The sequence below is a fragment of the Acinetobacter sp. H1(2024) genome, from assembly GCF_046557555.1.
In the GTDB taxonomy this organism is placed as follows: domain Bacteria; phylum Pseudomonadota; class Gammaproteobacteria; order Pseudomonadales; family Moraxellaceae; genus Acinetobacter; species Acinetobacter seifertii.
Genome location: NZ_JBKGFO010000003.1, coordinates 22205 through 43848 on the forward strand (window position 1 = coordinate 22205; position 21644 = coordinate 43848).

Sequence of the window (21644 nt, forward strand, 5' to 3'; positions counted from 1 at the left end):
TGGCCAAATGAGTAAAAATAAAAGTATAGTTTTTTAGTCAGGATTATATAAATAAAATATTTCTATCTGTCCATAAATATTTTTATTAGCTAATTTATTTAGCTTTAATATTTATAAAAAATAATCAAAAAAAGAGGAAAAAATACATTGATCTTCAAACCATATATTATAAAAAAAATTATTATTTTTATGTCTAAATCAAAGTGAATATCTAATTGTCAAAACATTATAAGTATCAAATTATTTGAGTAGAAATATGCATTGACACTTTTTGAGATGTACCCAATACTAATTTTTAATTATTGAGAAGCATATCTCAATAATTGCCTAACGTAATAAATAAATACTTACTTAAAAATACATAAATACACAGGAAATAGACCATCATGTTCTTATTAAAAAATCTAGTAACTTCGATATCAAAAGTTACCCAAGACTTGGGTAATATTATATCGGTAACCCCAATTGTAAATACAGGTTCCTCTGTTAACGTAAACGTTTCTGATATAAATATTGCTACTGGAAATGTTTCAACATCAGGCTTACTTTCTAATGTTGTTTCAACTGTAACCAATACCGTTTCTCACACAACAGGCTTAGTTTCTGGTGTAGTCGGTACCGTAACAGGTGCTGTTGGTGGTGTAACTGGTGGCGCTACTAGCGGCAATCCAGTTGGTACAGTAACTGACATCCTTGGCGGTGTGACTGGCACTATCGGCGGCCTGACTGGTGGTGTCACTGGCGGCAATCCAGTCGGTGCAGTAACTGATATCCTTGGCGGTGTGACTGGCACTATCGGCGGCCTGACTGGTGGTTTAACTGGCGGTGTCACTGGCGGCAATCCAGTCGGTGCAGTAACTGACATCCTTGGCGGTGTGACTGGCACTATCGGTGGCTTGACTGGCGGTGTCACTGGCGGTAATCCAGTCGGTACAGTAACTGATATCCTTGGCGGTGTGACTGGCACTATCGGTGGCTTGACTGGCGGCGTGACTGGTGGCAATCCAGTCGGTGCAGTAACTGACATCCTTGGCGGTGTAACTGGCACTATCGGCGGTCTGACTGGTGGTTTAAATGGCGGCGTGACTGGTGGCAATCCAGTCGGTGCAGTAACTGACATCCTTGGCGGTGTAACTGGCACTATCGGCGGTCTGACTGGTGGTTTAACTGGCGGTGTCACTGGTGGTAATCCAGTCGGTGCAGTAACTGACATCCTTGGCGGTGTGACTGGCACTATCGGTGGTTTAACTGGCGGTGTCACTGGCGGCAATCCAGTCGGTGCAGTAACTGATATCCTTGGCAGTGTGACTGGCACTATCGGTGGTTTAACTGGTGGTTTAACTGGCGGCGTGACTGGTGGCAATCCAGTCGGTGCAGTAACTGACATCCTTGGCGGTGTGACTGGCACTATCGGTGGCTTGACTGGTGGTTTAACTGGCGGCGTGACTGGTGGCAATCCAGTCGGTGCAGTAACTGACATCCTTGACGGTGTAACTGGCACTATCGGCGGCCTGATTGGTGGTTTAACTGGCGGCGTGACTGGTGGCAATCCAGTCGGTGCAGTAACTGACATCCTTGGCGGTGTAACTGGCACTATCGGCGGCCTGACTGGTGGTTTAACTGGCGGTGTCACTGGCGGCAATCCAGTCGGTGCAGTAACTGATATCCTTGGCGGTGTAACTGGCACTATCGGCGGCCTGATTGGTGGTGGCACATCTCCTATTTCTCCAGTAGTTGATGTGGTTCAAGGCGGCATTGATATTCTTCAAGGCGTTGAAAGCTTAAAAACTGGTATTATTAATACAGCAATTAATACTGTTGCTGGCACTGTAGTTGGCGTACTCCCTCAAACGGAACATCCTGTTACCGATATTGCTCATCTTGGCACTCTAACTTTCGAAACCTCTCGCGATACAGTCAATGGCGCATTAGAAACAGTATCTAATTTAGTAGGTGGCGACATTCAAGGAGCTACTCAATCTGCAACAGGTATTCTTGGGACACTTGTTAATAACGGTTCAACTGCAACAGGCATTTTAACTGACATTCTTGGTGGTGTGACTGGCACTATCGGCGGCTTGACTGGTGGTGTTACTGGCGGCAACCCGCTTGGTACTGTTACCGACATCCTTGGCGGTGTGACTGGCACTATCGGCGGCTTGACTGGTGGTGTTACTGGCGGCAATCCACTTGGTACTGTTACTGACATCCTTGGCGGTGTGACTGGCACTATCGGCGGCTTGACTGGTGGTGTTACTGGCGGCAATCCACTTGGTACTATTACTGACATCCTTGGTGGTGTGACTGGCACTATCGGCGGCTTGACTGGTGGTGTAACTGGCGGCAACCCGCTTGGTACTGTTACTGACATCCTTGGCGGTGTGACTGGCACTATCGGCGGCTTGACTGGTGGTGTTACTGGCGGCAATCCACTTGGTACTGTTACTGACATTCTTGGCGGTGTTATTGGTGGCGGCACATCTCCTATATCTCCAGTAGTTGATGTGGTCCAAAGTGGTATCGATGTTCTTCAGGGCGTGGAAACTTTAAAAACTGGTATTATTAATACAGCAATTAATACTGTTGCAGACACTGTAGTTGGTGTGCTTCCTCAAACGGAACACCCTGTTACCGATGTTGCTCATCTTGGCACTTTAACTTTTGAAACGTCTCACGATACAGTGAATGGTGCGCTTGAGGTTGTATCTGATTTAGTGGGCGGTAATATCCAAGGTGCAACTGATCATGCAACTGGTATTGTCAACACACTCATTACAAATGGTACAACTGCGACTGGTATTTTAACTGACATTCTTGGTGGTGCGACTGGCGCTATTGGTGGCGTAACTGGTGGTGTTGGTGGCGATAATCCACTCGGTGTAGTTACTGATCTTCTTGGTGGTTTAACTGGTGGCAATGCACTTGGTACAGTTACCGATATCATTGGTGGCGTAACTGGTGGTACAGCTGGCAGCAATCCTATTGGCATCGTAACAGATATCGTGGGTAGCTTAACTGGTGGTGTAACTGGCACAGGTAGCTCAGATGTTATTTCTGGGCTATTAGGTGGATTAACAGGTAACTTAGGAGGAGTAACTTCTACAGTATCAAGCGTAACAAATACGGTTCATACTTTAGTTCCTCAATCATTACTTACTGATAATTTCTTAGATAGCTCTTCACACACTCTTTAATAAAATTAAATAAAGCCACTATTTATAGTGGCTTTATTTTTGTATATATTTTTAAATATTAATTAATATTAATTCATTTCCTGCCATTTATAATATTTCTTATGCGCTAACCCTAACATCGGATAATCATTAGGAGTATCACCATAAGCATAAATAGTAGAATATTTGGTTAAATCATATTTATTTTTTATTCTATTTACTTTTTCTAAATAACCACAATCACCATTAATAAAATGACCAGTCAAGACACCATTATGTATCTCAAGTTGATTACAAATAACATCTAAGTTTAATGACTGACACCAACTTTCTAAATAAACCCCTAACGAAGCAGATACAACAACAACCTGATCCCCTTGCTGTTTATGCCAGAGAATACGTTCTAGTGCATTTTCACGAATACAGGTAGGAATTACTTTGTTAGCAAACTCTTGTCCTATATGTTTCAGAGAATCGGCATTATAGCCAACATATCCTACCTGACAGAGCTTGGTCCGTATAGTTCTATCCGTTACCCAGCCAAACTTATAGCCCGCAATATAAGGTGCAAGTCGAATACCACCAAGTATTTGAGTTTTCCTGCTCAAAGAAAATTTAAGGAACAAACTAAAAGTATCGTTATGGGTTATCGTGCCGTCAAAATCAAATAAAGCCAGATTCATTTATGATTATCTCTAATATAATTAAAAAGTTATAAATTTAAATTTTTAAAAATTACTAAATAGCAGACACAAAAAAACCGCTATAAAAGCGGTTAATTCTTCAAGTTGGTGCGCTCAGAGAGATTCGAACTCCCGACCCCTTAGTTCGTAGCCAAGTGCTCTATCCAGCTGAGCTATGAGCGCGTAACTTGTGTGCCTTTCAGCGATTCGTTCTATTTTACTTGGTGCGCTCAGAGAGATTCGAACTCCCGACCCCTTAGTTCGTAGCCAAGTGCTCTATCCAGCTGAGCTATGAGCGCATTAAGTAAATGGCGGTGAGAGAGGGATTCGAACCCTCGATACCAGTAATAGGTATGCTTCCTTAGCAGGGAAGTGATTTCAGCCACTCATCCACCTCACCGGAACGAGCCGCCATAATACAAACTAAAACCCTATTGTTCAAGTCATCATAGTGAAATTTTCTTGTTTTTTAGTTCAATGAATTATTTTTTAAGCAATTTCCTTATTATTTTCATCTTTTTCGATCAAACGCTTGTTAAGATAGATATTATTTCTTCATTAAAATACAGTAGTGCATACACATTATTGCAAACCTAAACGTGCAGTTCGGGTCTGCATGACTTATGCTAAACTTATCTGCCAAGCGTGAAACCAAAAGACATGACAAAAAACTGGGCTGACCCCGAAGCGAAAGCTGAAGCTGAACGTTATGACAATCCGATTCCAAGCCGTACTCTTATTTTAGATACATTGGAGCAATTGCAGACACCACAATCCCATGCAGAACTTGTTGACCATTTTCATATTCAAGACCAGAAAAGTATCGAAGCTCTTAGTCATCGCTTAAGTGCAATGGTTCGTGATGGTCAAATCATGAAAGACGGGTTTAAGTTTCAGTTGGTGGCAGACCAACCCACTTATGAAGCGACTGTCTATATTAATAGTAAAGGTTTAGGTACCGCTCATATTGACGGCCAAAATGACCTTTTACTTCCTGAACGTGAATTACGCTTAGTCTTTAACGGTGATCGGGTTCGAGTTCGACAGACATCAGTAGACCGTAAAGGTAAACCGTGGGGTTTCATTACCGAGGTTCTACAGCACCGTGTAAAACAGTTAATTGGTAAATTGTCTATACACGACGGTGAATACTTTATTCAACCTAATAATCCAAATCAGCACCAACCGATTCCATTAGAAAAAGAATTAGTTGCACATGCCAACGCAAATGTTGGCGACATGCTTCGTATTGCTATAGATACCTACCCAACCCGTGAAGAGTTTGCAACAGCGCATATTATTCAATCTATGGCAGATAAAGCGGATACCGAAATTATTATCCCGCAGACCATTCTTGAGTTTGGCTTACCTTACGAATTTCCAGATGAAGTTATAAAAGAAGCTGAAAGTTTTAAAGAACCTTCTGCACAAGACCGTGAAGGTCGAGTTGATTTAAGAGATTTAGCGCTTGTCACAATCGATGGTGAAGACGCACGAGATTTCGATGATGCCGTGTATGCAGAAAAACGTCCAGGTGGGGGTTATCGCGTTGTAGTTGCAATTGCCGATGTGAGCCATTATGTGCGCTTAGATTCAGCTCTTAATGAGGAAGCGGAAGAACGTGGTACTTCGGTTTACTTCCCTCATTTTGTATTACCAATGCTACCAGAAGCATTATCAAACGGATTATGTTCACTTAACCCGCATGTAGATCGCTTATGTATGGTTTGTGACCTGAAACTCTCCCGTACTGGTCGTGTAACGGGTTATGAGTTTTATCCATCGGTAATGCATTCAAAAGCGCGTTTGACCTATACACAGGTAGCGCAATACTTTGACGGTGCAACTGACGCAATTCCAAAAGATCGTGATATTCACAAATCGCTAAATACGCTTTTCCAGCTTTATCAGATTTTGAAAAATTTACGTGCTGATCGTCATGCAATGGAGTTTGAAACCATTGAAACGTACATGACTTTTGATGAGCTGGGCGGAATTAAAGAAATTTTGCCACGTACACGTAATGAAGCACACAAACTGATTGAAGAATGTATGTTGCTTGCTAACGTGGCTGCGGCTGAATATGCATTAGAACATGATATTCCAATGTTATATCGCGTACACGAAGCGCCTGAGTTCTCACGTATTCAGAAAGTAAAAGACTTTGTAAAACTTCTTGGCTTACCGTTCCCCGACCAACCAACTCAAGCAGATTATCAAAAAGTTATTGAGGCAACTAAAGACCGCATTGATGCGCCAAGCATTCATGCAGTGTTATTACGCTCAATGATGCAAGCTTACTATGGTGCAAAAAATGCCGGTCACTATGGTTTAGCTTATGAAGCTTATACACACTTCACTTCACCAATTCGCCGCTACCCAGATTTATTGTTACATCGTGCCATTAAAGCGCATCTTAAACAAAAGCCTTATCCGCTCTCTGGTGCGGCTTTAGATGATGCTGGTGAACATTTCTCTCAAACCGAGCGTCGTGCTGATGAAGCATCTCGTAGTGTGACGACTTGGTTAAAGTGCCACTATATGCAACAGCACTTAGGTGATGAGTTTATTGGTATTGTAAGTGCTGTCACTGAATTTGGACTATTTGTTACTCTTAAAGATCTCTATGTTGATGGCATGATTCATATTAGCCAACTCGGCGATGATTTCTTTATTTATGATCAAGCGAGTCAAAACCTTATTGGACAAAATCGTGGTCAGGTTTTCGGTTTAGGCGATGAAGTTAAAATTCAGGTTGCTGGTGTAAATCTAGAAGAACGTAAGATCGATTTCCAACTTATTCAGCAAGTGACACATGCTGGACGAGTAGTTCGCAGTCGTGCCCCACGCACAACCAGAACAGCGGCACAAGCAACTGAAGAAGTTTTTGGCAAACCATCTACTCCTTCGAATGATGGTGAAAAACCTGTCCGTAAAAAGAAGGAAAAAGGTAAACCTAGTTCATATAGTAAAAAGTCTGGCAAAAAAACCTCTACAAAAACAGAAGCCAAGCCAGAAAAAGTAAAGAAAAAAGCGAAACCCAAAAAGAAAAAGTCGAATGCCAAGTCTAAGGCTGACTAATTCATAGGTGTTTCTAATCCCTTTTATTAAGCTCCCAAGCATGGGGGCTTAATACTTTTAAAACGTTTATTTTCAAATTAAGCTTGATTTCCTGCCTAACAATACCTACATCTAATACTATGTTTAAAAAATAATGTGGCTATTAGCAATGACTTTACAGCAAGCGACTCTACCTACTCCCCACTTTGACCAAATTAGATTAGATAATTTAAAACAAGATATTCAACAAGCGATTCAAGCAGGACAAGAGTTCTTAAATACCCTTACGGCTGCACCTTCTGAAACAGGCCAGCAACTTGCCGTGCTTGAACAAATTGATGCACTTGAAAATAACCTCAGTGAATCATGGGGAGTGTTGTCACATTTAAATGCTGTGATGAGTAATGCTGAAACTAGAGAGGTCTACCAGTCGCTCTTACCTGCTTTAAGTGAATATTACACTCAGCTTGGCCAACATACGGCGCTGTACCAGACTTATCAACACATTCATGATGGTCAGAGCTATACAACACTTAGCGCTGCGCAACAAAGTGCGATCCGCCTTGCATTACGTGACTTTAAACTTTCTGGCGTTGCTTTAGAAGGTGAAGAGAAAAAACGCTACGCAGAAATTTCTGCACGTCTTTCACAGCTTTCTTCGGACTTCTCAAACCATGTACTTGATGCGACACAGGCTTATTTTAAACCACTGACAGAAGATCAATTAAAAGGTCTTCCAGAAAGTAATGTTGAGTTATTAAAACAGTACGGCAAACAGCGTGAGCTTGATCAAGCAGTAGCAACTTTAGATTTCCCAGCTTATTTTGCCATTATGACCTACGCAGATGATCGTGCTTTGCGAGAAGAGCTTTATAAAGCTTATGTCACTCGTGCATCAGATCAATCTGAACAAACAGAATTTGATAACAGCAAGATTATGGAAGAAATCTTGAGCCTTCGCCAAGAGATGGCAAAACTACTTGGTTTCAATAACTACGCTGAATATTCTCTTGCTAGTAAAATGGCTCCAGATGTTAAAACTGTTCATGACTTTTTAGCCGACTTAGCTGAGCATGCACGTACCCCTGCTCTCCAAGAAGTTGCTGAGCTACAAGCCATTGCCAAACAAGATGGGATTGATGAACTCAAACCTTGGGATACCACTTACTATTCTGAAAAGCTTAAACAACAACAGTTCAATTTGTCACAAGAAGCATTAAAGCCTTATTTCCCTGCTCCGAAAGTCATTCAGGGTTTATTCCAGATTGTTCAGCGCCTATACGGCATTAATATCGTTGAACGTGAAGCTCCTGTTTGGCATCCAGATGCTCGTTATTTTGAGTTAGAAGACCAAGGTCAAGTGGTTGGCGGGTTCTTCTTTGATTTATATGCACGTACAGGTAAACGCGGCGGCGCATGGATGAGTGGCTTCCGCTCACGTATGCAAACTGTTCATGGTTTACAAAAACCAATTTGCTATATGGTGTGTAACTTCACTCCACCTGTGGGTAATCAGCCAGCCTTACTGACTCATGATGAAGTCATTACCTTGTTCCACGAGTTTGGACATGGCTTACACCATATGTTAACTGAAGTAGATAATATCTCGGTTGCAGGTACTCACGGCGTCGCTTGGGATGCAGTCGAGTTACCAAGTCAGTTTATGGAATTCTGGTCATGGGATAAAGAAAGTCTTGATGTTTTAAGTGAGCACATTGAGAGCAAACAGACCTTACCTCAAGAATTACTTGATGCTTTATTAAATGCGCGTTTCTTCCAATCTGGTATGCAAACTTTACGTCAACTTGAATTTGCAGTGTTTGATTTAACTATTCACACCAAGACTCCTGCGTTGAATAGCGAGCAAATTCAGCAGACTTTAAATGATATTCGCAAACAGTACGCAGTAGTTCCAACTGTCGACTACAACCGTTTCCAACATAGCTTTAGCCATATTTTTGCAGGCGGGTATGCGGCGGGTTACTACTCTTACAAGTGGGCAGAAGTTTTAGCAAGTGATGCATTTGACCGCTTTGAACATGAAGGTATTTTCAACACCCAAACAGGTAAAGAATTCCGCCAAGCAATTTTAGCTGTAGGTGGGAAAGATACTGCTCTTGAAGCATTTGTCAATTTCCGTGGTCGTGAACCAAAAATTGATGCATTGTTACGTCATCAAGGTTGGACGAACGACAACAAAACCGCTTAAACTATGGGCCTAAATTGATCGTGTGGTTAGGGTGATAAAGATGAAAAAACGTTTCATTGCTGGGGCTAAATGTCCAAAATGTGAAGCCATAGATCGGATTGTCATGCTAACCACCGCTGAAGACGAATGGATTGAATGTATCGAATGCGGTTATAGCGAAAATCGTCCGACTCATGTTGATGAACCGGAAACACCTGCTATACCTGATGAAGTTGGAGTAATACAGTTCAAGCCTCGTCGTTCTGACTAAAGGTCTTAGAGATGCCACTACAAAGAAAACAAAACTCAAAACTCTTGTGGATTTTAATTGGGGGCTTAAGCATTCTGGCAGTGCTTTTTTTCGCAGCACAATGGTTTTTTAAAAAAACTGAATCGCCAGCACCGATAGTCGATCCTCATCCTGTATCGACACCTGCTCCTGAAAAACCTACAGCACCCTCAGCAAGTTCCGTACCTGTAGCTCAACCGCAAACTGCTAGTTCTCAGCAGCTTGTGAATGAAGATGTGCTCAAACAGCCTGTTCCAGCTCAAGAATCTTTAGCAAAAGAAGAAGTTTCTAAGCTCAATGATATCAACCATCAACTACAAGATCAGGAAGCGACTTTAAAAGCTCAACATGCTGATGCAGATCAACTTATTAAGCTAAAAGAAGAGCAAGTAAAGCTGCTCGAAGCTCAGGTTAAACAACAATAGCTTTTGCCTAAATCTAAAGATAACGTAAAAAAGCTAGTTCACCTTGAACTAGCTTTTTTTATTATTTAGAAACTGGCTTATTTAAAAACTCACCATAAAAAAACACCCCCTTAGAGAGTGTTTTTAGTAGGTTTATACATTTAAAACTATTTGTACCAACCAAAAAGTTTCAGTACTAATGGAGCATAAGTTACCAATACCAACGATGAGAACAAGACAATAATTGGTAATAACCAGCGCTCATATCGATAATAGAAACTTGTGTATTTCTCTTTCGCTTCCACATCCGCAGCATTGACCTCATCATCCCCAACGGATAACCGTGTTAATAGATGGTTTAAGGCAACTGGTGGTGTTACATAACCAAATTCGAATGCAACCAATACAATCATCCAGAAATGAATTGGATGAATACCATTTTCGTAAGCTACAGGAGCAATCGTTGCTGCTACTAAAATTACAGCACCAAATGGATCTGTACACATACCGATAATAGCAAGTAACAATGCAATACATGCCAGTGATATATAGATACTGCCTAAATGAGTTGGTAATAACTCAACCACTTCAGAGCGCTCAATTAAACCACCTACACTTGCAGATAATGCCATCAAAATAATTAAGGCACCGATATGCCCAACGGTTTCTGATGTCGCAAAACGCAATGCACCACCAAAACCAAGACGGAACTGCGAACTATGCGGATCGTGTGATTGTAAGAACGGAGATTTTTTTTCATGTTCACGAACAATTGCTTCATGAATATTTAACGCTGGTGTCTCTTTAGGCATCACCAATTTATCGTACAAGATCATCGCAATCAGTACGAGTGGCAGAATTACTGGTGCAGTAAATTCGTTCATTCCGGTATCTAATGCATATTTATAAAATGCAAGAACAACTACTGTAATTAAGATGTATGGAATAACGGGTACGAAAGCTCGTGCCATGCCTGGAAGTGCTACTTTCGGTGAGTTCACACGGAACTTTTCTTCTGCCAAGAAAAGAGATACACCTAAGAAAATAAATGCAGTTAACCAGAATACGTAAATACCATGTCCAAATAACTCATCAGATGTAACATGGCGACTGTCTAGCATGGCAATTAAAACGACCAATAGACAAGGACGTACCACAACACCTAATGAACCTGACATTGCAGATACAGCAAGTGCATATTGACGGCGAGCACCTGCATTCCAAACTTCCTTATAAATAATCGCACCGGCCGCAATAACGAAAATCCCTGATGCACCTGTATAAGCTGTTGGTACAGCAGCAGCAATCAGAATTAACCAAGTTAAGGTTTCTGGCGCTAAGTTCCATGGACGAAGTACATTTAAGAACAAGTCCATAACACGTGTTTGTGTAAGCAACATACCTGCCCAAATAAATAAGGCAAGATTTAAGAAGATACCTGAGAACTCAACCAACAAACCAAGGTAAATCCCTTGCCCCATTGGATAGTCCATAAAGAATGTGAAGACAATACCTGTGATTAGTGCCATATAAGCATATAAAGGCACAGAGAGTAAGGCTAAGCCTATGTTACCGCCTTCACGTTTTGGCGGAGGTGAAACAAATAATTGATACAGACTAATTAAGCTCAGAACAACAAAAAGAATCATCCATATCCAGTAAATCGTTACTGTTTCATAAGTAGGTGTTACCCCAGAATTAATGACAGAACGATACTGACTAATCACAGAAAAACTTAGTAGTGCATTACCAAGCAACATAAAGAGAGAATACACTTTGTAATCAATTTTTGTTGCTGGATTACGCAAGCCAATATGGTGATATTTCAATGATGCAGTAATTGCAGAAATTAAAACCATAAAGACCAGTAAAATGGCACGGTTCTCTGTACCAAATTTAAATATACCGAAGAAACCCGTTTCAATCGTACGGTATGTACGTACTCCCGGATTTGCCTCAATATATTTAATAGTTTTATCGTAGGCCTTATATTTATCTTCACATTGCTGCTGTGCGGCTTGTAAGGATGCACGGACATCACTTTCTGAGGCAGCACCAAAGAAGCTTGCGAAATCATCAGATGCATTCGCTTTCATTTGCTCTTTTACTTGAGCATCAATATTTGGATTTCGATCACAAGATGGCTTTTCAGGCTCAGCACGCAAAAATGAATATTGCATGCCTATCGCAGGGTCACCATAAAGGCGCTCCCCGATACGTAATAATTGCCCGTGGATCATTTCCCCGGTACCAATTATCAGCGTCATTAATAGCAAAATGAGGATGACGAATGTTGAGATCCATTCGTTCCATATATAACCCAGCAGACCTAATCCAGATCTTTTTTCTTGATATTCTTGCATAAATATTCCAATTTTGTTCTCTCAAATCCCTCATAACAAAGGCTCTGAGTCATGCAATTTCCTTGGTCAGGGGTATCCGTCCATCCCCTTTCTACCAATCCCTTTATTCAACGATCAAATTTGCATCAAACTTTATGAATAAAGAATGACTAAAATCTCTTTTTTAACAGTTTGTATTGTCAATCTTCCTACTTGAATCTCTGTATAAGCCAATAGCATCCACCAAAGATTGCACCGCCTATCGCACCATACAAATGAGCTTCGGTTAAAACAGGACTACCAATTAGTTGTGCAGTGCCCGTTTGTCCAAAGGTGTTTTCCCAAACCAGTTTGGCAATAATTAGCCCTAAAACTAACAATGCAAAATTCCGTTCTTTGCGATATTGCAAATAAACTAGAGCAACGGCTGTATATAGCCCGTGAAGTACACCAGATAGGCCGGCATATGCATCGATATAAGGCAAATAAAAATAGAACACCAAGCTAATAAATGGTGGTAGAAGAAAAAGAAGAATTAAGATGTGCCACACTTTGGTATGTGGAAATATGAAGGGCAAACATGCAAATGCCATCATATTTAAAAGGAAGTGAATCCACCCCACATGTACCCAATGCGCTGTCCACAAACGCCAAAACTCACCAAGTAAGCTTTCACGCCAATAAATAAAATAATCTGGAAATACTTGTAGACATGCAGAAACAGAAATGCACCCTGCGACCAAAAGCACTTTTTTATTGAGTACATGATCCTTCATAGCACACTCCTTTTAAAACTAGACTCCTTACGATTAATACGAAAAATAAGTAGCAACGCAAGGAGTTAGTTTCTTCAGATCTTTTTACTGTGCAGGTGCAGTTGCTGAGTCTGCTGGAACTTCTGATGCAGCCCCACCGTCAAATAACTCATCCAGTTCTGCTGAACCCTCGTTTTTCTCATCCCAGAAATGAGACATACCGCCGTCACCTGTACGAACGCCCGTATGCTCAGTCCAATAGCGGTCAGAAATACCACGAACAATTAAACCAGCCATGCTATCGATTAACTTAAAGTTCGGATTAACTGGTTTATCATCTGCTTGAGATGCTGCATAAGTTTTTAATGCATCACGGATTTTGGCATCGTCACCACTTGCTTGTGCAGCTACAGCATAGAGTGCGTGAGACAAACGAACACCTTTTTGTTCACCAATTTGCACTGACTGTTTTAAAGTCTCATACGGGTCTGGCTTACCTTCATTAGCTCCTGGTAATAAAGTCCAGATCACCGCACGTGTTGCATTTGGTGCTCCCCAGAACTTTTGGTTATCAAGACAAACCATGCCACGCTCTACGATAGCAGCAATATCTTTCGGAACATTGACAGAACCACCTGAGTTAATGTCATTTGTTACTGCTTGAAGGCCACTGATCATTCCAAGTAGATATACAGTCTGATCGGTATCACTACGCATAGTTGGACAAGAGTCACCTAAATGGTACTTATATTTAGATTCCCAACGATCAGCGAATAATTTATAGCCCGTATATTGCCGCTCTGCAGCAATTGCAGCCCAACGCTTCTGCGCAATACGTGCATCTTGAGCTTCTGTTACTTGTCCTGCTTTTGAAGCGCGCAAATAACGTAACTCCTGCTCTAATGCTTGGTTTTCCGCACATACACCTGAAGCAGCATACATTAAGACAGCAACACGAGTAGGATCTGCACCCATCCCTTTAGTCGACATGATTGCAGGAGTTAAGGCACTACCAGTATTACAAACCATTTCAGCATCTTGCATTGCCAAAATAGGTGGAACAACGTGCTTTTCCGTAAAACCTAAAGCAACATTTGCTCCGCTTTTCACGACGTATGAACAACCTGATAAAACTGAAGCTGCAAGAAAACTCATCGCCAAACCTTGGCTTATTTTTTGGACTTTAGACATCTTCCTGTCCTCGATGTAATTTGTTTTTTCCTTTTCAGATGTACATTAGCAGATGCATATCTTGAATAAAAGAGTAATTACTCTAATTGTAGCGCTTATACTTTGACACACTTCACAGCAGATAAAATTGACAGTTTTTGAGGGAAACAAAAATTTTAGGCAAAAAAAAGTAGCATTGCGACGGTTCAGCACATGCTACTTATTAACTGAGATAAGCTTTTAACGGCTTATATTATTGTTGTTCTATATAATCCTTGAGTAAAGTTCCTGCTCTTCCTACTACTACAGCCATAACAACTGCAATTAACAGAAACATCCACATTGAAATCTCCATGAGAGACCTCCTTACTACATTCGCACCCAGTAAAAACCGGACACTTGATGAAATGAATCGATTAATCAATTAAACTATTGACTGACCGATGACCTTTGCATCCTCTGTCTCTTAACTTTGCTAAGATTAGCTTTATTAAGATGTTCCCTGAGTAAAGTTCCTGCTCTTCCTATCACCACTGCCAGAATGATGGCAATGACCAAGAACGACCATGTTGGCATCTCCATTTGAGACCTCCGACACACTTTACGTTGGTGTTTGTACTTTAACCGATAGAATAATAACCATATTGAGAAATTGTCGGACAATTAGCTTTCTTGCTATTTTTTCTGTATTTTAACTAGACAATTTAAATTTCCCGAAAAGAAATAAATCTTAATTATTTGATTTTTAATATTTTTAAATAAATATACAAATGTAGAATTGTCTAACAATTAATAGAATTTTTCTAAAGTCTTAAGCTGTTTCCATTGAGATAAGGACATTTGATCAAACCAAATAATAGAAGTTAATGTTTTATCACCCTTAAAATAGACCACTATGAAAATCTGATAATCAATTATTTTTAAAATTTCTACACGAGAAATGGTTTGTTCTGAATGAAAGCTAAGAGACCATAATTTCTGATCTAAATAGGCAATTTGAACGAGCTGTGGTCGCTTTAAAAAGAAAATAAAACTTATAAATAATAAACAGACCGTAACCAACCACCAGAGTATTGGTATCAGCTGATAAAACAGAGCTGCTAAACATAGGCCAATAAAAAACTGAAATATAATCGAGAAACGGCTATATTTCAGTTTAAAATTCAATTGGTTGATCAAAACTAATCAGCCATGAACATAATGCTTTAATTTATGAATAAAATCACGTAATTCTGTACGCGGCGGTTCAGATACTTCCATAAACCAGTCAAGTAAATCAGGATCTTCCTGCTCTACTAATTCAGCAAACAATGCTTTTTCTGCTGGATCTGCCTTTAAATAATAATTTTTCACATACGGGTCAAAATAGACATCAATTTCCTTTAAACCGCGGCGTGCGCGATAAACTACTTTACGTTCTTCCAAGGTCATTTCTTCAGACATTTATTTCCCCATCTGCGTTGATAGTGCGCCTAGTTTACCTGATCACATAAGAAAGTTCGCTAAAAATCTCAAATTGACCAAACTTATCACTTCATAGCTATAAATGAGCATTCATCACATTGTTAGACCTAATGAGCTTGCCTTATGTTTAGACTCATAACATCAAGCCCAAACCAAGGAAGAAATACAATGCAATCTGGTGCTATTCGTCCCATTCCAAATATGTTACCTCGCCATCTATTTAACGAAGAACATGAAGCTTTTCGTGAAACGGTACGTAAATTCTATGAGAAGGAAGTTGTACCAAATACTGAAAAATATGAAAAACAACAACATGTGGACCGAGATCTTTGGAATAAAGCTGGTGCATTAGGTTTACTGTGCACCACCATGCCAGAACAATACGGTGGTTCAGGTGTGGACCGTCTATACAGTATGATTCTTATCGAAGAACAAGCATATGCAATGGACTCAAGTACAGGTTTCTCACTACATTCCGATATTGTCGCCAACTATATCAATAACTTTGGAAACGAAGAACAAAAGCAAAAATGGCTTCCGAAAATGGCAACTGGTGAAACAGTGACCGCAATTGCCATGACAGAACCAGGCACAGGTTCAGATTTACAAGCTGTAAGAACTACAGCCGTTCTTGATGGTGATGAATATGTGATTAATGGTTCAAAAATATTTATTACCAATGGCTATTTGTGCGACATGGCAATTGTCGTCTGTAAAACAGGCAACAGTGATAAAGGCTCTGCCAATTTATCACTTATTATTGTTGAAGCTGACCGTGCTGGTTTTACTAAGGGTAAACCACTCAACAAAATTGGCATGAAAGGCCAAGATACATGTGAACTCTTCTTTGATAATGTTCGTGTTCCTAAAGAAAATCTTTTAGGCATGGAAGGCATGGGCTTTATTATGCTCATGAAAGAATTAGCCTGGGAGCGTATGTTGGTTGCAATTATCTGCCAAGCTGGTGCAGAAGCAGCGTTTGCACATACTGTTCAATATACAAAAGATCGTAAAGCATTTGGCAAGCCAATTAGTGCTTTCCAAAATACACGTTTCAAACTCGCAGAACTACGTACTGAAATTGATTTCTGCCGTACCTATTTAGATCGTTGTATGGAATTACAACTTGAAGAAAAGTTGAGTGTTGAAGCTGCCGCAGCTGCTAAATATAAAATTTCGGATATGTTCTCGAAAATAGTCGATGAATGTCTTCAATTACATGGCGGCTATGGTTACATGCTGGAATACCCAATTGCTCGTGCTTATATTGACCACCGAGCAAACCGCATTTATGCAGGTACAAACGAAATTATGAAAGAATTAATCTCTAGAACACTTTAATACCATGCATAAAAAAGGAGGCTATTTGCCTCCTTTTGATTTCAAATCTTAAGACACTAGCTTTGGCTTACGTGTATTTACATCTGAATGTTTGTGAAAATGAAGAATACCATCATCGAACTTAGCATTTTGTAATGACTTTCTATCTTCAAGATAATTATTGGTTACTTGCCATGGAGCATGCTTACCTTGTTTTGGAAGCTCATGAGCTGCACGACTAATATAACCAGAAGACAATTTACCCATTACTGTATCTTCTTCCATTTCATTTTTATTACCCGCTGGAATAACTTCGTCATAGTTATTCTTGTCCATATAGTTTAATAGACGGGAAATATAATCAGCTGCAATATCAACTTTTAATGTCCAAGATGCATTCACATAGCCAATAATCATGGCCATATTTGGAATATCACTTAGCATAATGCCATTGTAAAGCATATGTTCTGAGGAGTTGATTGGCTTACCATCAACTTTAGCTTGAACACCACCCATAATTTGAACTTGTAAACCAGTTGCAGATACTATGATATCGGCATCAAGGTGTTTACCAGACTTTAATTGAATACCAGTTTCTGTAAATTTCTCAATCTGATCAGTTTCAACACTCGCCTTACCTTCACGAAGAATCTTAAATAGATCACCATCAGGTACTACACATAAACGCTGATCCCAAGGATTATAAGAAGGCGTAAAGTGTTTCATATCTACTTTACCCTTAAGCTGCATTTCAATTGCTTTTAAGAGTAAACGACGAACTGTTTTAGGATGCTTTTGTGACAATGCATAAATTGCGCGTTGCATACCAATATTACGTGCACGCGTAAATTTGTAAGCTGTTTCTTCAGACATAAATCTACGAGTTTTTTCATAAATGAAGTCAATAGAAGGAACTGTTGCAATATAAGTTGGCGAACGCTGTAACATCGTCACGTGACCTGCCCCACCTTTCGACATTGCAGGAACTAGAGTAATTGCTGTAGCACCACTACCAATAATTACTACTTTTTTACCTGTATAGTCTAAGTTTTCAGGCCAATGCTGCGGATGAATAAGTTGACCTTTGAAAGCTTCTTGATTTGGGAAAGTCGGCGCATAGCCTTGGTCATAATTATAATAACCAGTACAGCCTACAACAAAATTAGCTACCCAAGTCTGCTGCTTTTTATTGTTATCCTCGACAACAACATGCCATTTCTTTGAAGTAGAATCATAATTTGCAGAAAGCACACGATGACCAAAGTGAATCTTTTCTTTTAATTTAAACTCATCAATTACTTCACCTAAATAACCTTTAATTGAAGCACCATCAGCCAGTACATTTGCTTTACACCATGGTTTAAAGTTAAAACCAAATGTAGACATATCTGAATCTGAACGAATACCAGGATAACGGAAAAGATCCCAAGTCCCCCCAAAAGATTCACGACGCTCTAAAATTTCAAATTGGCGTTGTGGAGAGTTTTTAGATAGATGGGCAGCAACTCCGATTCCTGAAATGCCGGCACCAATGATTAGAATATCAACTTGCTTTTCCATTTTATTTTTATACCCATTGTTGAGAATATGACTTTATTAAAGCACAATTTTGACAATACACAATGTCAAGTTTGACCGTTTATCCGTTTTTTTATGTCACTTGGGGACAATTTTTTATTTTTATAGCTTTTAGAAAATAAAAAAGACCGGCAAAAAGCCGGCCTTTTTCGAATAATATCAATTATTCAGCTGAAGTATTCACTTCACGATCTACTAGCTCAACGTAAGCCATCGGTGCTGCATCACCAGCACGGAAGCCCGCTTTAAGAACACGTAGATAACCGCCGTTACGTTCTTTGTAACGAGGGCCGAGTACGGTAAATAATTTACCTACAGTTGCAGCATTACGAGTACGAGCAAATGCTAAACGACGATTTGCTACAGTATCGTTTTTTGCTAGAGTGATTAAAGGCTCAGCAACACGACGTAATTCTTTAGCTTTAGGAACAGTTGTTTTGATCAACTCGTGTTCAAATAAAGAATTAGCCAAGTTTTGGAACATCGCTTTACGATGGCTGCTTGTACGGCCTAATTTCACACCACTATTACGATGACGCATGGTGATAGTCCTACTTAATTAACGGCTACGATAGGCAAAACGGTCGTCCATACGAAGACTAGCTGGTGGCCAGTTTTCAAGACGCATACCGAGTTGTAAGCCTTTCGATGCCAAAACATCTTTGATCTCTGTTAACGATTTTTTACCAAGGTTAGGAGTTTTTAATAACTCAACTTCAGTACGTTGAACGAGATCACCAATGTAGTAAATATTTTCTGCTTTCAAACAGTTAGCAGAACGAACAGTAAGCTCTAGATCATCTACTGGGCGAAGCAAGATTGGGTCAACTTCTTCACGAGGTTCTTGAGCAACTGGAGTTTGATCTTTCTGAAGATCAACAAAAATTGCAATTTGTTGTTGCAAGATTGTTGCCGCTTTGCGGATTGCTTCTTCCGGATCAACCGTTCCATTTGTTTCAAGGTCGATTACCAGTTTATCTAAATCGGTACGTTGTTCAACACGCGCATTTTCAACGGTGTAAGAAACACGTTTAATCGGACTATAAGAAGCATCTAATTGCAAACGACCTACTGGACGTGTTTCACCTTCAGGGAAACGAGAATCAGATGTTTCATAACCACGACCTTGAGAAACTTTCAAGCGCATTTTTAATGAACCTGAAGCACTCAAAGTACCAATTAAATGATCTGGGTTAACCACTTCAACATTATGAGGTAAACGAAGGTCAGCAGCAGTAATATCGCCAGGACCTTGTTTCTCTAATGTTAAATAAGCTTCATTTTGATCGAACAGCTTAATAGACAATCCTTTTAGGTTCAGCAAGAGCTCGACGATGTCCTGCTGCAAGCCTTCTAAAGTACTGTACTCGTGCTCGACACCTTCTATCTCTACTTCAACCACAGCAGCGCCAGGTAAAGAAGACAATAGAATGCGACGTAAAGCATTACCTAGAGTGTGGCCAAAACCACGCTCTAAAGGTTCTAGAATCACTTTTGCCGAGGTCCCGCTTACCGCTTCGACCTTGATCGCTTGCGGAGTGAGAAACTCGTTTGCAGTACGCGTCATTATTGCTACCTCAAGGATTATTTAGAATACAATTCTACAATCAAGCTTTCGTTGATTTCAGCAGGTAAATCAGAACGATCTGGTGCAGCTTTAAACGTACCTTCAAGTTTAGAATGATCAACATCAATCCAAGCTGGAATACCACGTTGAGCAGCTAATTCAATCGCGTTTTTAATACGCAATTGTTGTTTAGCACCTTCGTGAACCGCAATTACATCACCCGCTTTAACTTGAATAGACGCGATGTTTACACGACGACCATTCAAAGTAATGCTACGGTGACTTACTAACTGACGAGCTTCTGCACGTGTAGAACCAAAACCCATGCGATAAACAACGTTATCAAGACGGCTTTCAAGCAATTTCAACAAGTTCTCACCAGTTGCGCCTTTAACACGAGCTGCTTCTTTATAGTAGTTACTAAATTGACGCTCTAACACACCGTAAATACGACGGACTTTTTGTTTTTCACGTAATTGTAGTGAATACTCAGATTGCTTACCACCGCGAGCCTGACCATGTTGACCAGGTGCTTTGTTAGCTTTTTTAGTTTTGACGTCAAATGGTTTAACGCCAGATTTAAGTTGCAGGTCTGTCCCTTCGCGGCGAGAGAGTTTGCATTTTGGACCAATATAACGAGCCATGAATGTTTCTCCTTACACGCGACGTTTTTTAGGTGGACGGCAACCGTTGTGAGGAATTGGAGTCACATCGGTAATGCTGTTAATCTTATAACCCACTGCGCCTAATGCACGAACCGCAGACTCACGACCTGGACCAGGACCTTTTACAAGGACGTCTAGGTTTTTCAAACCGTAATCTAAAGCTGCTTTACCAGCAACTTCAGCAGCTACCTGAGCAGCAAACGGAGTTGATTTACGTGAACCACGGAAGCCTTGTCCACCTGAGGTAGCCCAAGCCAATGCATTACCTTGACGATCGGTAATCGTAACAATGGTGTTATTAAAAGACGCGTGAATGTGTGCAACACCTTCAGAGACGGTACGAGTGACCTTCTTGCGTGTGCGAGTATCTTTAGCCATCTTTTAGCTTCCAGAAATCTTACTTTTTAATCGGTTTGCGCGGACCTTTACGGGTACGTGCGTTAGTTTTGGTGCGTTGACCACGGACAGGCAAGCTGCGACGATGACGAAGGCCACGATAGCAACCTAAATCCATTAAACGTTTAATGTTCATGGAAATTTCGCGACGTAAGTCACCTTCGGTAGGAACCTTAGCAACTTCTGCACGAATCGCATCAAGCTGTGCATCGTCCAACTCACGAATCTTAGTAGTTTCAGTGATGCCAACTGTAGCTAAGATATTCTTAGCAGTATGGCGACCGATACCAAAGATATAAGTGAGGGAGATAACAGCATGCTTGTTATCCGGAATGTTTACACCGGCAATACGAGCCATTCACTTTTCTCCAAAAAGGCAGTAGAGATAATCAACCGCCCCACAAAAATCTTGAGGGGCGGATATTAACCCAATTCGCCTACTGAAATCAACAGGTCTTGATTAGATTAACCTTGACGCTGCTTATGACGAGGTTCTGCGCTACAAATCACGCGAATAACCCCATTACGACGGATAACTTTACAGCTACCACAAATTTTCTTTACAGAAGCTTGTACTTTCATGATGAAAC

The 21644-nt window shown here is 40.5% G+C and carries 19 protein-coding genes and 3 tRNA genes; 6 read left to right on the forward strand and 16 right to left on the reverse strand.

Annotated elements, in window-relative coordinates; all coding sequences use genetic code 11:
• Window positions 1–386: 386 nt before the first annotated feature.
• Window positions 387–3194: a beta strand repeat-containing protein gene (locus tag ACLCEG_RS09580; RefSeq protein ID WP_410567318.1), complete on the forward strand. Its 2808-nt coding sequence runs from the start codon at window positions 387–389 to the stop codon at window positions 3192–3194.
• Between the two features lie 68 nt (window positions 3195–3262).
• On the opposite strand, the gene ACLCEG_RS09585 is transcribed toward ACLCEG_RS09580, so the two are convergent.
• The 4 genes from ACLCEG_RS09585 to ACLCEG_RS09600 form a co-directional block, all read right to left on the reverse strand.
• Complete coding sequence (locus ACLCEG_RS09585) at window positions 3263–3856, reverse strand: HAD-IB family hydrolase (RefSeq protein ID WP_100193374.1); 594 nt, start codon at window positions 3854–3856, stop codon at window positions 3263–3265.
• Window positions 3857–3962: 106 nt separating this feature from the next.
• A tRNA-Arg gene (locus ACLCEG_RS09590) sits at window positions 3963–4039 on the reverse strand.
• A gap of 39 nt (window positions 4040–4078) precedes the next feature.
• A tRNA-Arg gene (locus tag ACLCEG_RS09595) sits at window positions 4079–4155 on the reverse strand.
• Between the two features lie 10 nt (window positions 4156–4165).
• A tRNA-Ser gene (locus ACLCEG_RS09600) sits at window positions 4166–4256 on the reverse strand.
• 260 nt (window positions 4257–4516) lie between these two features.
• Here ACLCEG_RS09600 and rnr point away from each other — a divergent pair.
• The 4 genes from rnr to ACLCEG_RS09620 all read left to right on the forward strand — a co-directional run bounded on the left by rnr (window position 4517) and on the right by ACLCEG_RS09620 (window position 9818).
• The gene (rnr, locus tag ACLCEG_RS09605; protein ID WP_410567320.1) at window positions 4517–6937 is read left to right on the forward strand and encodes a ribonuclease R; all 2421 of its coding nucleotides are present in this window, start codon (window positions 4517–4519) and stop codon (window positions 6935–6937) included.
• Window positions 6938–7070: 133 nt separating this feature from the next.
• A complete protein-coding gene (locus ACLCEG_RS09610; protein ID WP_410567322.1) occupies window positions 7071–9125 on the forward strand; it encodes a M3 family metallopeptidase in 2055 nt (684 codons plus the stop codon).
• Window positions 9126–9165: 40 nt separating this feature from the next.
• Window positions 9166–9375, forward strand: a complete 210-nt coding sequence (locus tag ACLCEG_RS09615) for a YheV family putative zinc ribbon protein (protein ID WP_002049754.1) — start codon at window positions 9166–9168, stop codon at window positions 9373–9375.
• Between the two features lie 11 nt (window positions 9376–9386).
• The gene (locus ACLCEG_RS09620; protein ID WP_174736009.1) at window positions 9387–9818 is read left to right on the forward strand and encodes a hypothetical protein; all 432 of its coding nucleotides are present in this window, start codon (window positions 9387–9389) and stop codon (window positions 9816–9818) included.
• 146 nt (window positions 9819–9964) lie between these two features.
• On the opposite strand, the gene ACLCEG_RS09625 is transcribed toward ACLCEG_RS09620, so the two are convergent.
• The 5 genes from ACLCEG_RS09625 to ACLCEG_RS09645 form a co-directional block, all read right to left on the reverse strand.
• The gene (locus tag ACLCEG_RS09625; protein WP_019457776.1) at window positions 9965–12160 is read right to left on the reverse strand and encodes a TRAP transporter large permease subunit; all 2196 of its coding nucleotides are present in this window, start codon (window positions 12158–12160) and stop codon (window positions 9965–9967) included.
• A gap of 188 nt (window positions 12161–12348) precedes the next feature.
• Window positions 12349–12915 (reverse strand): rhombosortase, encoded by a 567-nt coding sequence (rrtA, locus tag ACLCEG_RS09630; RefSeq protein ID WP_004705397.1) that lies wholly within the window; start codon window positions 12913–12915, stop codon window positions 12349–12351.
• A gap of 84 nt (window positions 12916–12999) precedes the next feature.
• A complete protein-coding gene (locus ACLCEG_RS09635; protein ID WP_019457778.1) occupies window positions 13000–14085 on the reverse strand; it encodes a hypothetical protein in 1086 nt (361 codons plus the stop codon).
• 768 nt (window positions 14086–14853) lie between these two features.
• On the reverse strand, window positions 14854–15243 hold the full coding sequence (locus ACLCEG_RS09640; RefSeq protein ID WP_216134588.1) for a hypothetical protein: 390 nt from the start codon (window positions 15241–15243) through the stop codon (window positions 14854–14856).
• A gap of 6 nt (window positions 15244–15249) precedes the next feature.
• Window positions 15250–15507 carry a succinate dehydrogenase assembly factor 2 gene (locus tag ACLCEG_RS09645; protein ID WP_002049719.1) on the reverse strand — a complete coding sequence of 86 codons (258 nt, stop codon included), beginning with the start codon at window positions 15505–15507 and terminating at the stop codon, window positions 15250–15252.
• Window positions 15508–15696: 189 nt separating this feature from the next.
• On the opposite strand from ACLCEG_RS09645, the gene ACLCEG_RS09650 reads away from it, so the two are divergent.
• On the forward strand, window positions 15697–16869 hold the full coding sequence (locus tag ACLCEG_RS09650; protein WP_019457781.1) for an acyl-CoA dehydrogenase family protein: 1173 nt from the start codon (window positions 15697–15699) through the stop codon (window positions 16867–16869).
• Window positions 16870–16917: 48 nt separating this feature from the next.
• On the opposite strand, the gene ACLCEG_RS09655 is transcribed toward ACLCEG_RS09650, so the two are convergent.
• From ACLCEG_RS09655 to rpmJ, 7 genes are all read right to left on the reverse strand, one after another.
• The gene (locus ACLCEG_RS09655; RefSeq protein WP_134262382.1) at window positions 16918–18408 is read right to left on the reverse strand and encodes a flavin-containing monooxygenase; all 1491 of its coding nucleotides are present in this window, start codon (window positions 18406–18408) and stop codon (window positions 16918–16920) included.
• A 181-nt stretch (window positions 18409–18589) separates the two neighbouring features.
• Window positions 18590–18967 (reverse strand): 50S ribosomal protein L17, encoded by a 378-nt coding sequence (gene rplQ / locus ACLCEG_RS09660; protein WP_002049717.1) that lies wholly within the window; start codon window positions 18965–18967, stop codon window positions 18590–18592.
• A gap of 18 nt (window positions 18968–18985) precedes the next feature.
• Window positions 18986–19993, reverse strand: a complete 1008-nt coding sequence (locus ACLCEG_RS09665) for a DNA-directed RNA polymerase subunit alpha (protein WP_004705386.1) — start codon at window positions 19991–19993, stop codon at window positions 18986–18988.
• Between the two features lie 17 nt (window positions 19994–20010).
• Window positions 20011–20637, reverse strand: coding sequence for a 30S ribosomal protein S4 (gene rpsD, locus ACLCEG_RS09670; RefSeq protein WP_002049716.1), 627 nt, complete (start codon window positions 20635–20637; stop codon window positions 20011–20013).
• 12 nt (window positions 20638–20649) lie between these two features.
• Complete coding sequence (rpsK, locus tag ACLCEG_RS09675; RefSeq protein ID WP_001040166.1) at window positions 20650–21036, reverse strand: 30S ribosomal protein S11; 387 nt, start codon at window positions 21034–21036, stop codon at window positions 20650–20652.
• 19 nt (window positions 21037–21055) lie between these two features.
• Complete coding sequence (gene rpsM / locus ACLCEG_RS09680; protein WP_000090816.1) at window positions 21056–21412, reverse strand: 30S ribosomal protein S13; 357 nt, start codon at window positions 21410–21412, stop codon at window positions 21056–21058.
• A 107-nt stretch (window positions 21413–21519) separates the two neighbouring features.
• Window positions 21520–21636 (reverse strand): 50S ribosomal protein L36, encoded by a 117-nt coding sequence (rpmJ, locus tag ACLCEG_RS09685; protein WP_000867907.1) that lies wholly within the window; start codon window positions 21634–21636, stop codon window positions 21520–21522.
• Between the last annotated feature and the right edge of the window lie 8 nt (window positions 21637–21644).

Bases quoted from the DNA above. Each gene is read 5' to 3' on its own strand.
- ACLCEG_RS09580 (WP_410567318.1), top strand. From the start codon at position 387: ATGTTCTTATTAAAAAATCTAGTAACTTCGATATCAAAAGTTACCCAA.
- ACLCEG_RS09585 (WP_100193374.1), bottom strand. From the start codon at position 3,856: ATGAATCTGGCTTTATTTGATTTTGACGGCACGATAACCCATAACGAT.
- rnr (WP_410567320.1), top strand. From the start codon at position 4,517: ATGACAAAAAACTGGGCTGACCCCGAAGCGAAAGCTGAAGCTGAACGT.
- ACLCEG_RS09610 (WP_410567322.1), top strand. From the start codon at position 7,071: ATGTGGCTATTAGCAATGACTTTACAGCAAGCGACTCTACCTACTCCC.
- ACLCEG_RS09615 (WP_002049754.1), top strand. From the start codon at position 9,166: ATGAAAAAACGTTTCATTGCTGGGGCTAAATGTCCAAAATGTGAAGCC.
- ACLCEG_RS09620 (WP_174736009.1), top strand. From the start codon at position 9,387: ATGCCACTACAAAGAAAACAAAACTCAAAACTCTTGTGGATTTTAATT.
- ACLCEG_RS09625 (WP_019457776.1), bottom strand. From the start codon at position 12,160: ATGCAAGAATATCAAGAAAAAAGATCTGGATTAGGTCTGCTGGGTTAT.
- rrtA (WP_004705397.1), bottom strand. From the start codon at position 12,915: ATGAAGGATCATGTACTCAATAAAAAAGTGCTTTTGGTCGCAGGGTGC.
- ACLCEG_RS09635 (WP_019457778.1), bottom strand. From the start codon at position 14,085: ATGTCTAAAGTCCAAAAAATAAGCCAAGGTTTGGCGATGAGTTTTCTT.
- ACLCEG_RS09645 (WP_002049719.1), bottom strand. From the start codon at position 15,507: ATGTCTGAAGAAATGACCTTGGAAGAACGTAAAGTAGTTTATCGCGCA.
- ACLCEG_RS09650 (WP_019457781.1), top strand. From the start codon at position 15,697: ATGCAATCTGGTGCTATTCGTCCCATTCCAAATATGTTACCTCGCCAT.
- ACLCEG_RS09655 (WP_134262382.1), bottom strand. From the start codon at position 18,408: ATGGAAAAGCAAGTTGATATTCTAATCATTGGTGCCGGCATTTCAGGA.
- rplQ (WP_002049717.1), bottom strand. From the start codon at position 18,967: ATGCGTCATCGTAATAGTGGTGTGAAATTAGGCCGTACAAGCAGCCAT.
- ACLCEG_RS09665 (WP_004705386.1), bottom strand. From the start codon at position 19,993: ATGACGCGTACTGCAAACGAGTTTCTCACTCCGCAAGCGATCAAGGTC.
- rpsD (WP_002049716.1), bottom strand. From the start codon at position 20,637: ATGGCTCGTTATATTGGTCCAAAATGCAAACTCTCTCGCCGCGAAGGG.
- rpsK (WP_001040166.1), bottom strand. From the start codon at position 21,036: ATGGCTAAAGATACTCGCACACGCAAGAAGGTCACTCGTACCGTCTCT.
- rpsM (WP_000090816.1), bottom strand. From the start codon at position 21,412: ATGGCTCGTATTGCCGGTGTAAACATTCCGGATAACAAGCATGCTGTT.
- rpmJ (WP_000867907.1), bottom strand. From the start codon at position 21,636: ATGAAAGTACAAGCTTCTGTAAAGAAAATTTGTGGTAGCTGTAAAGTT.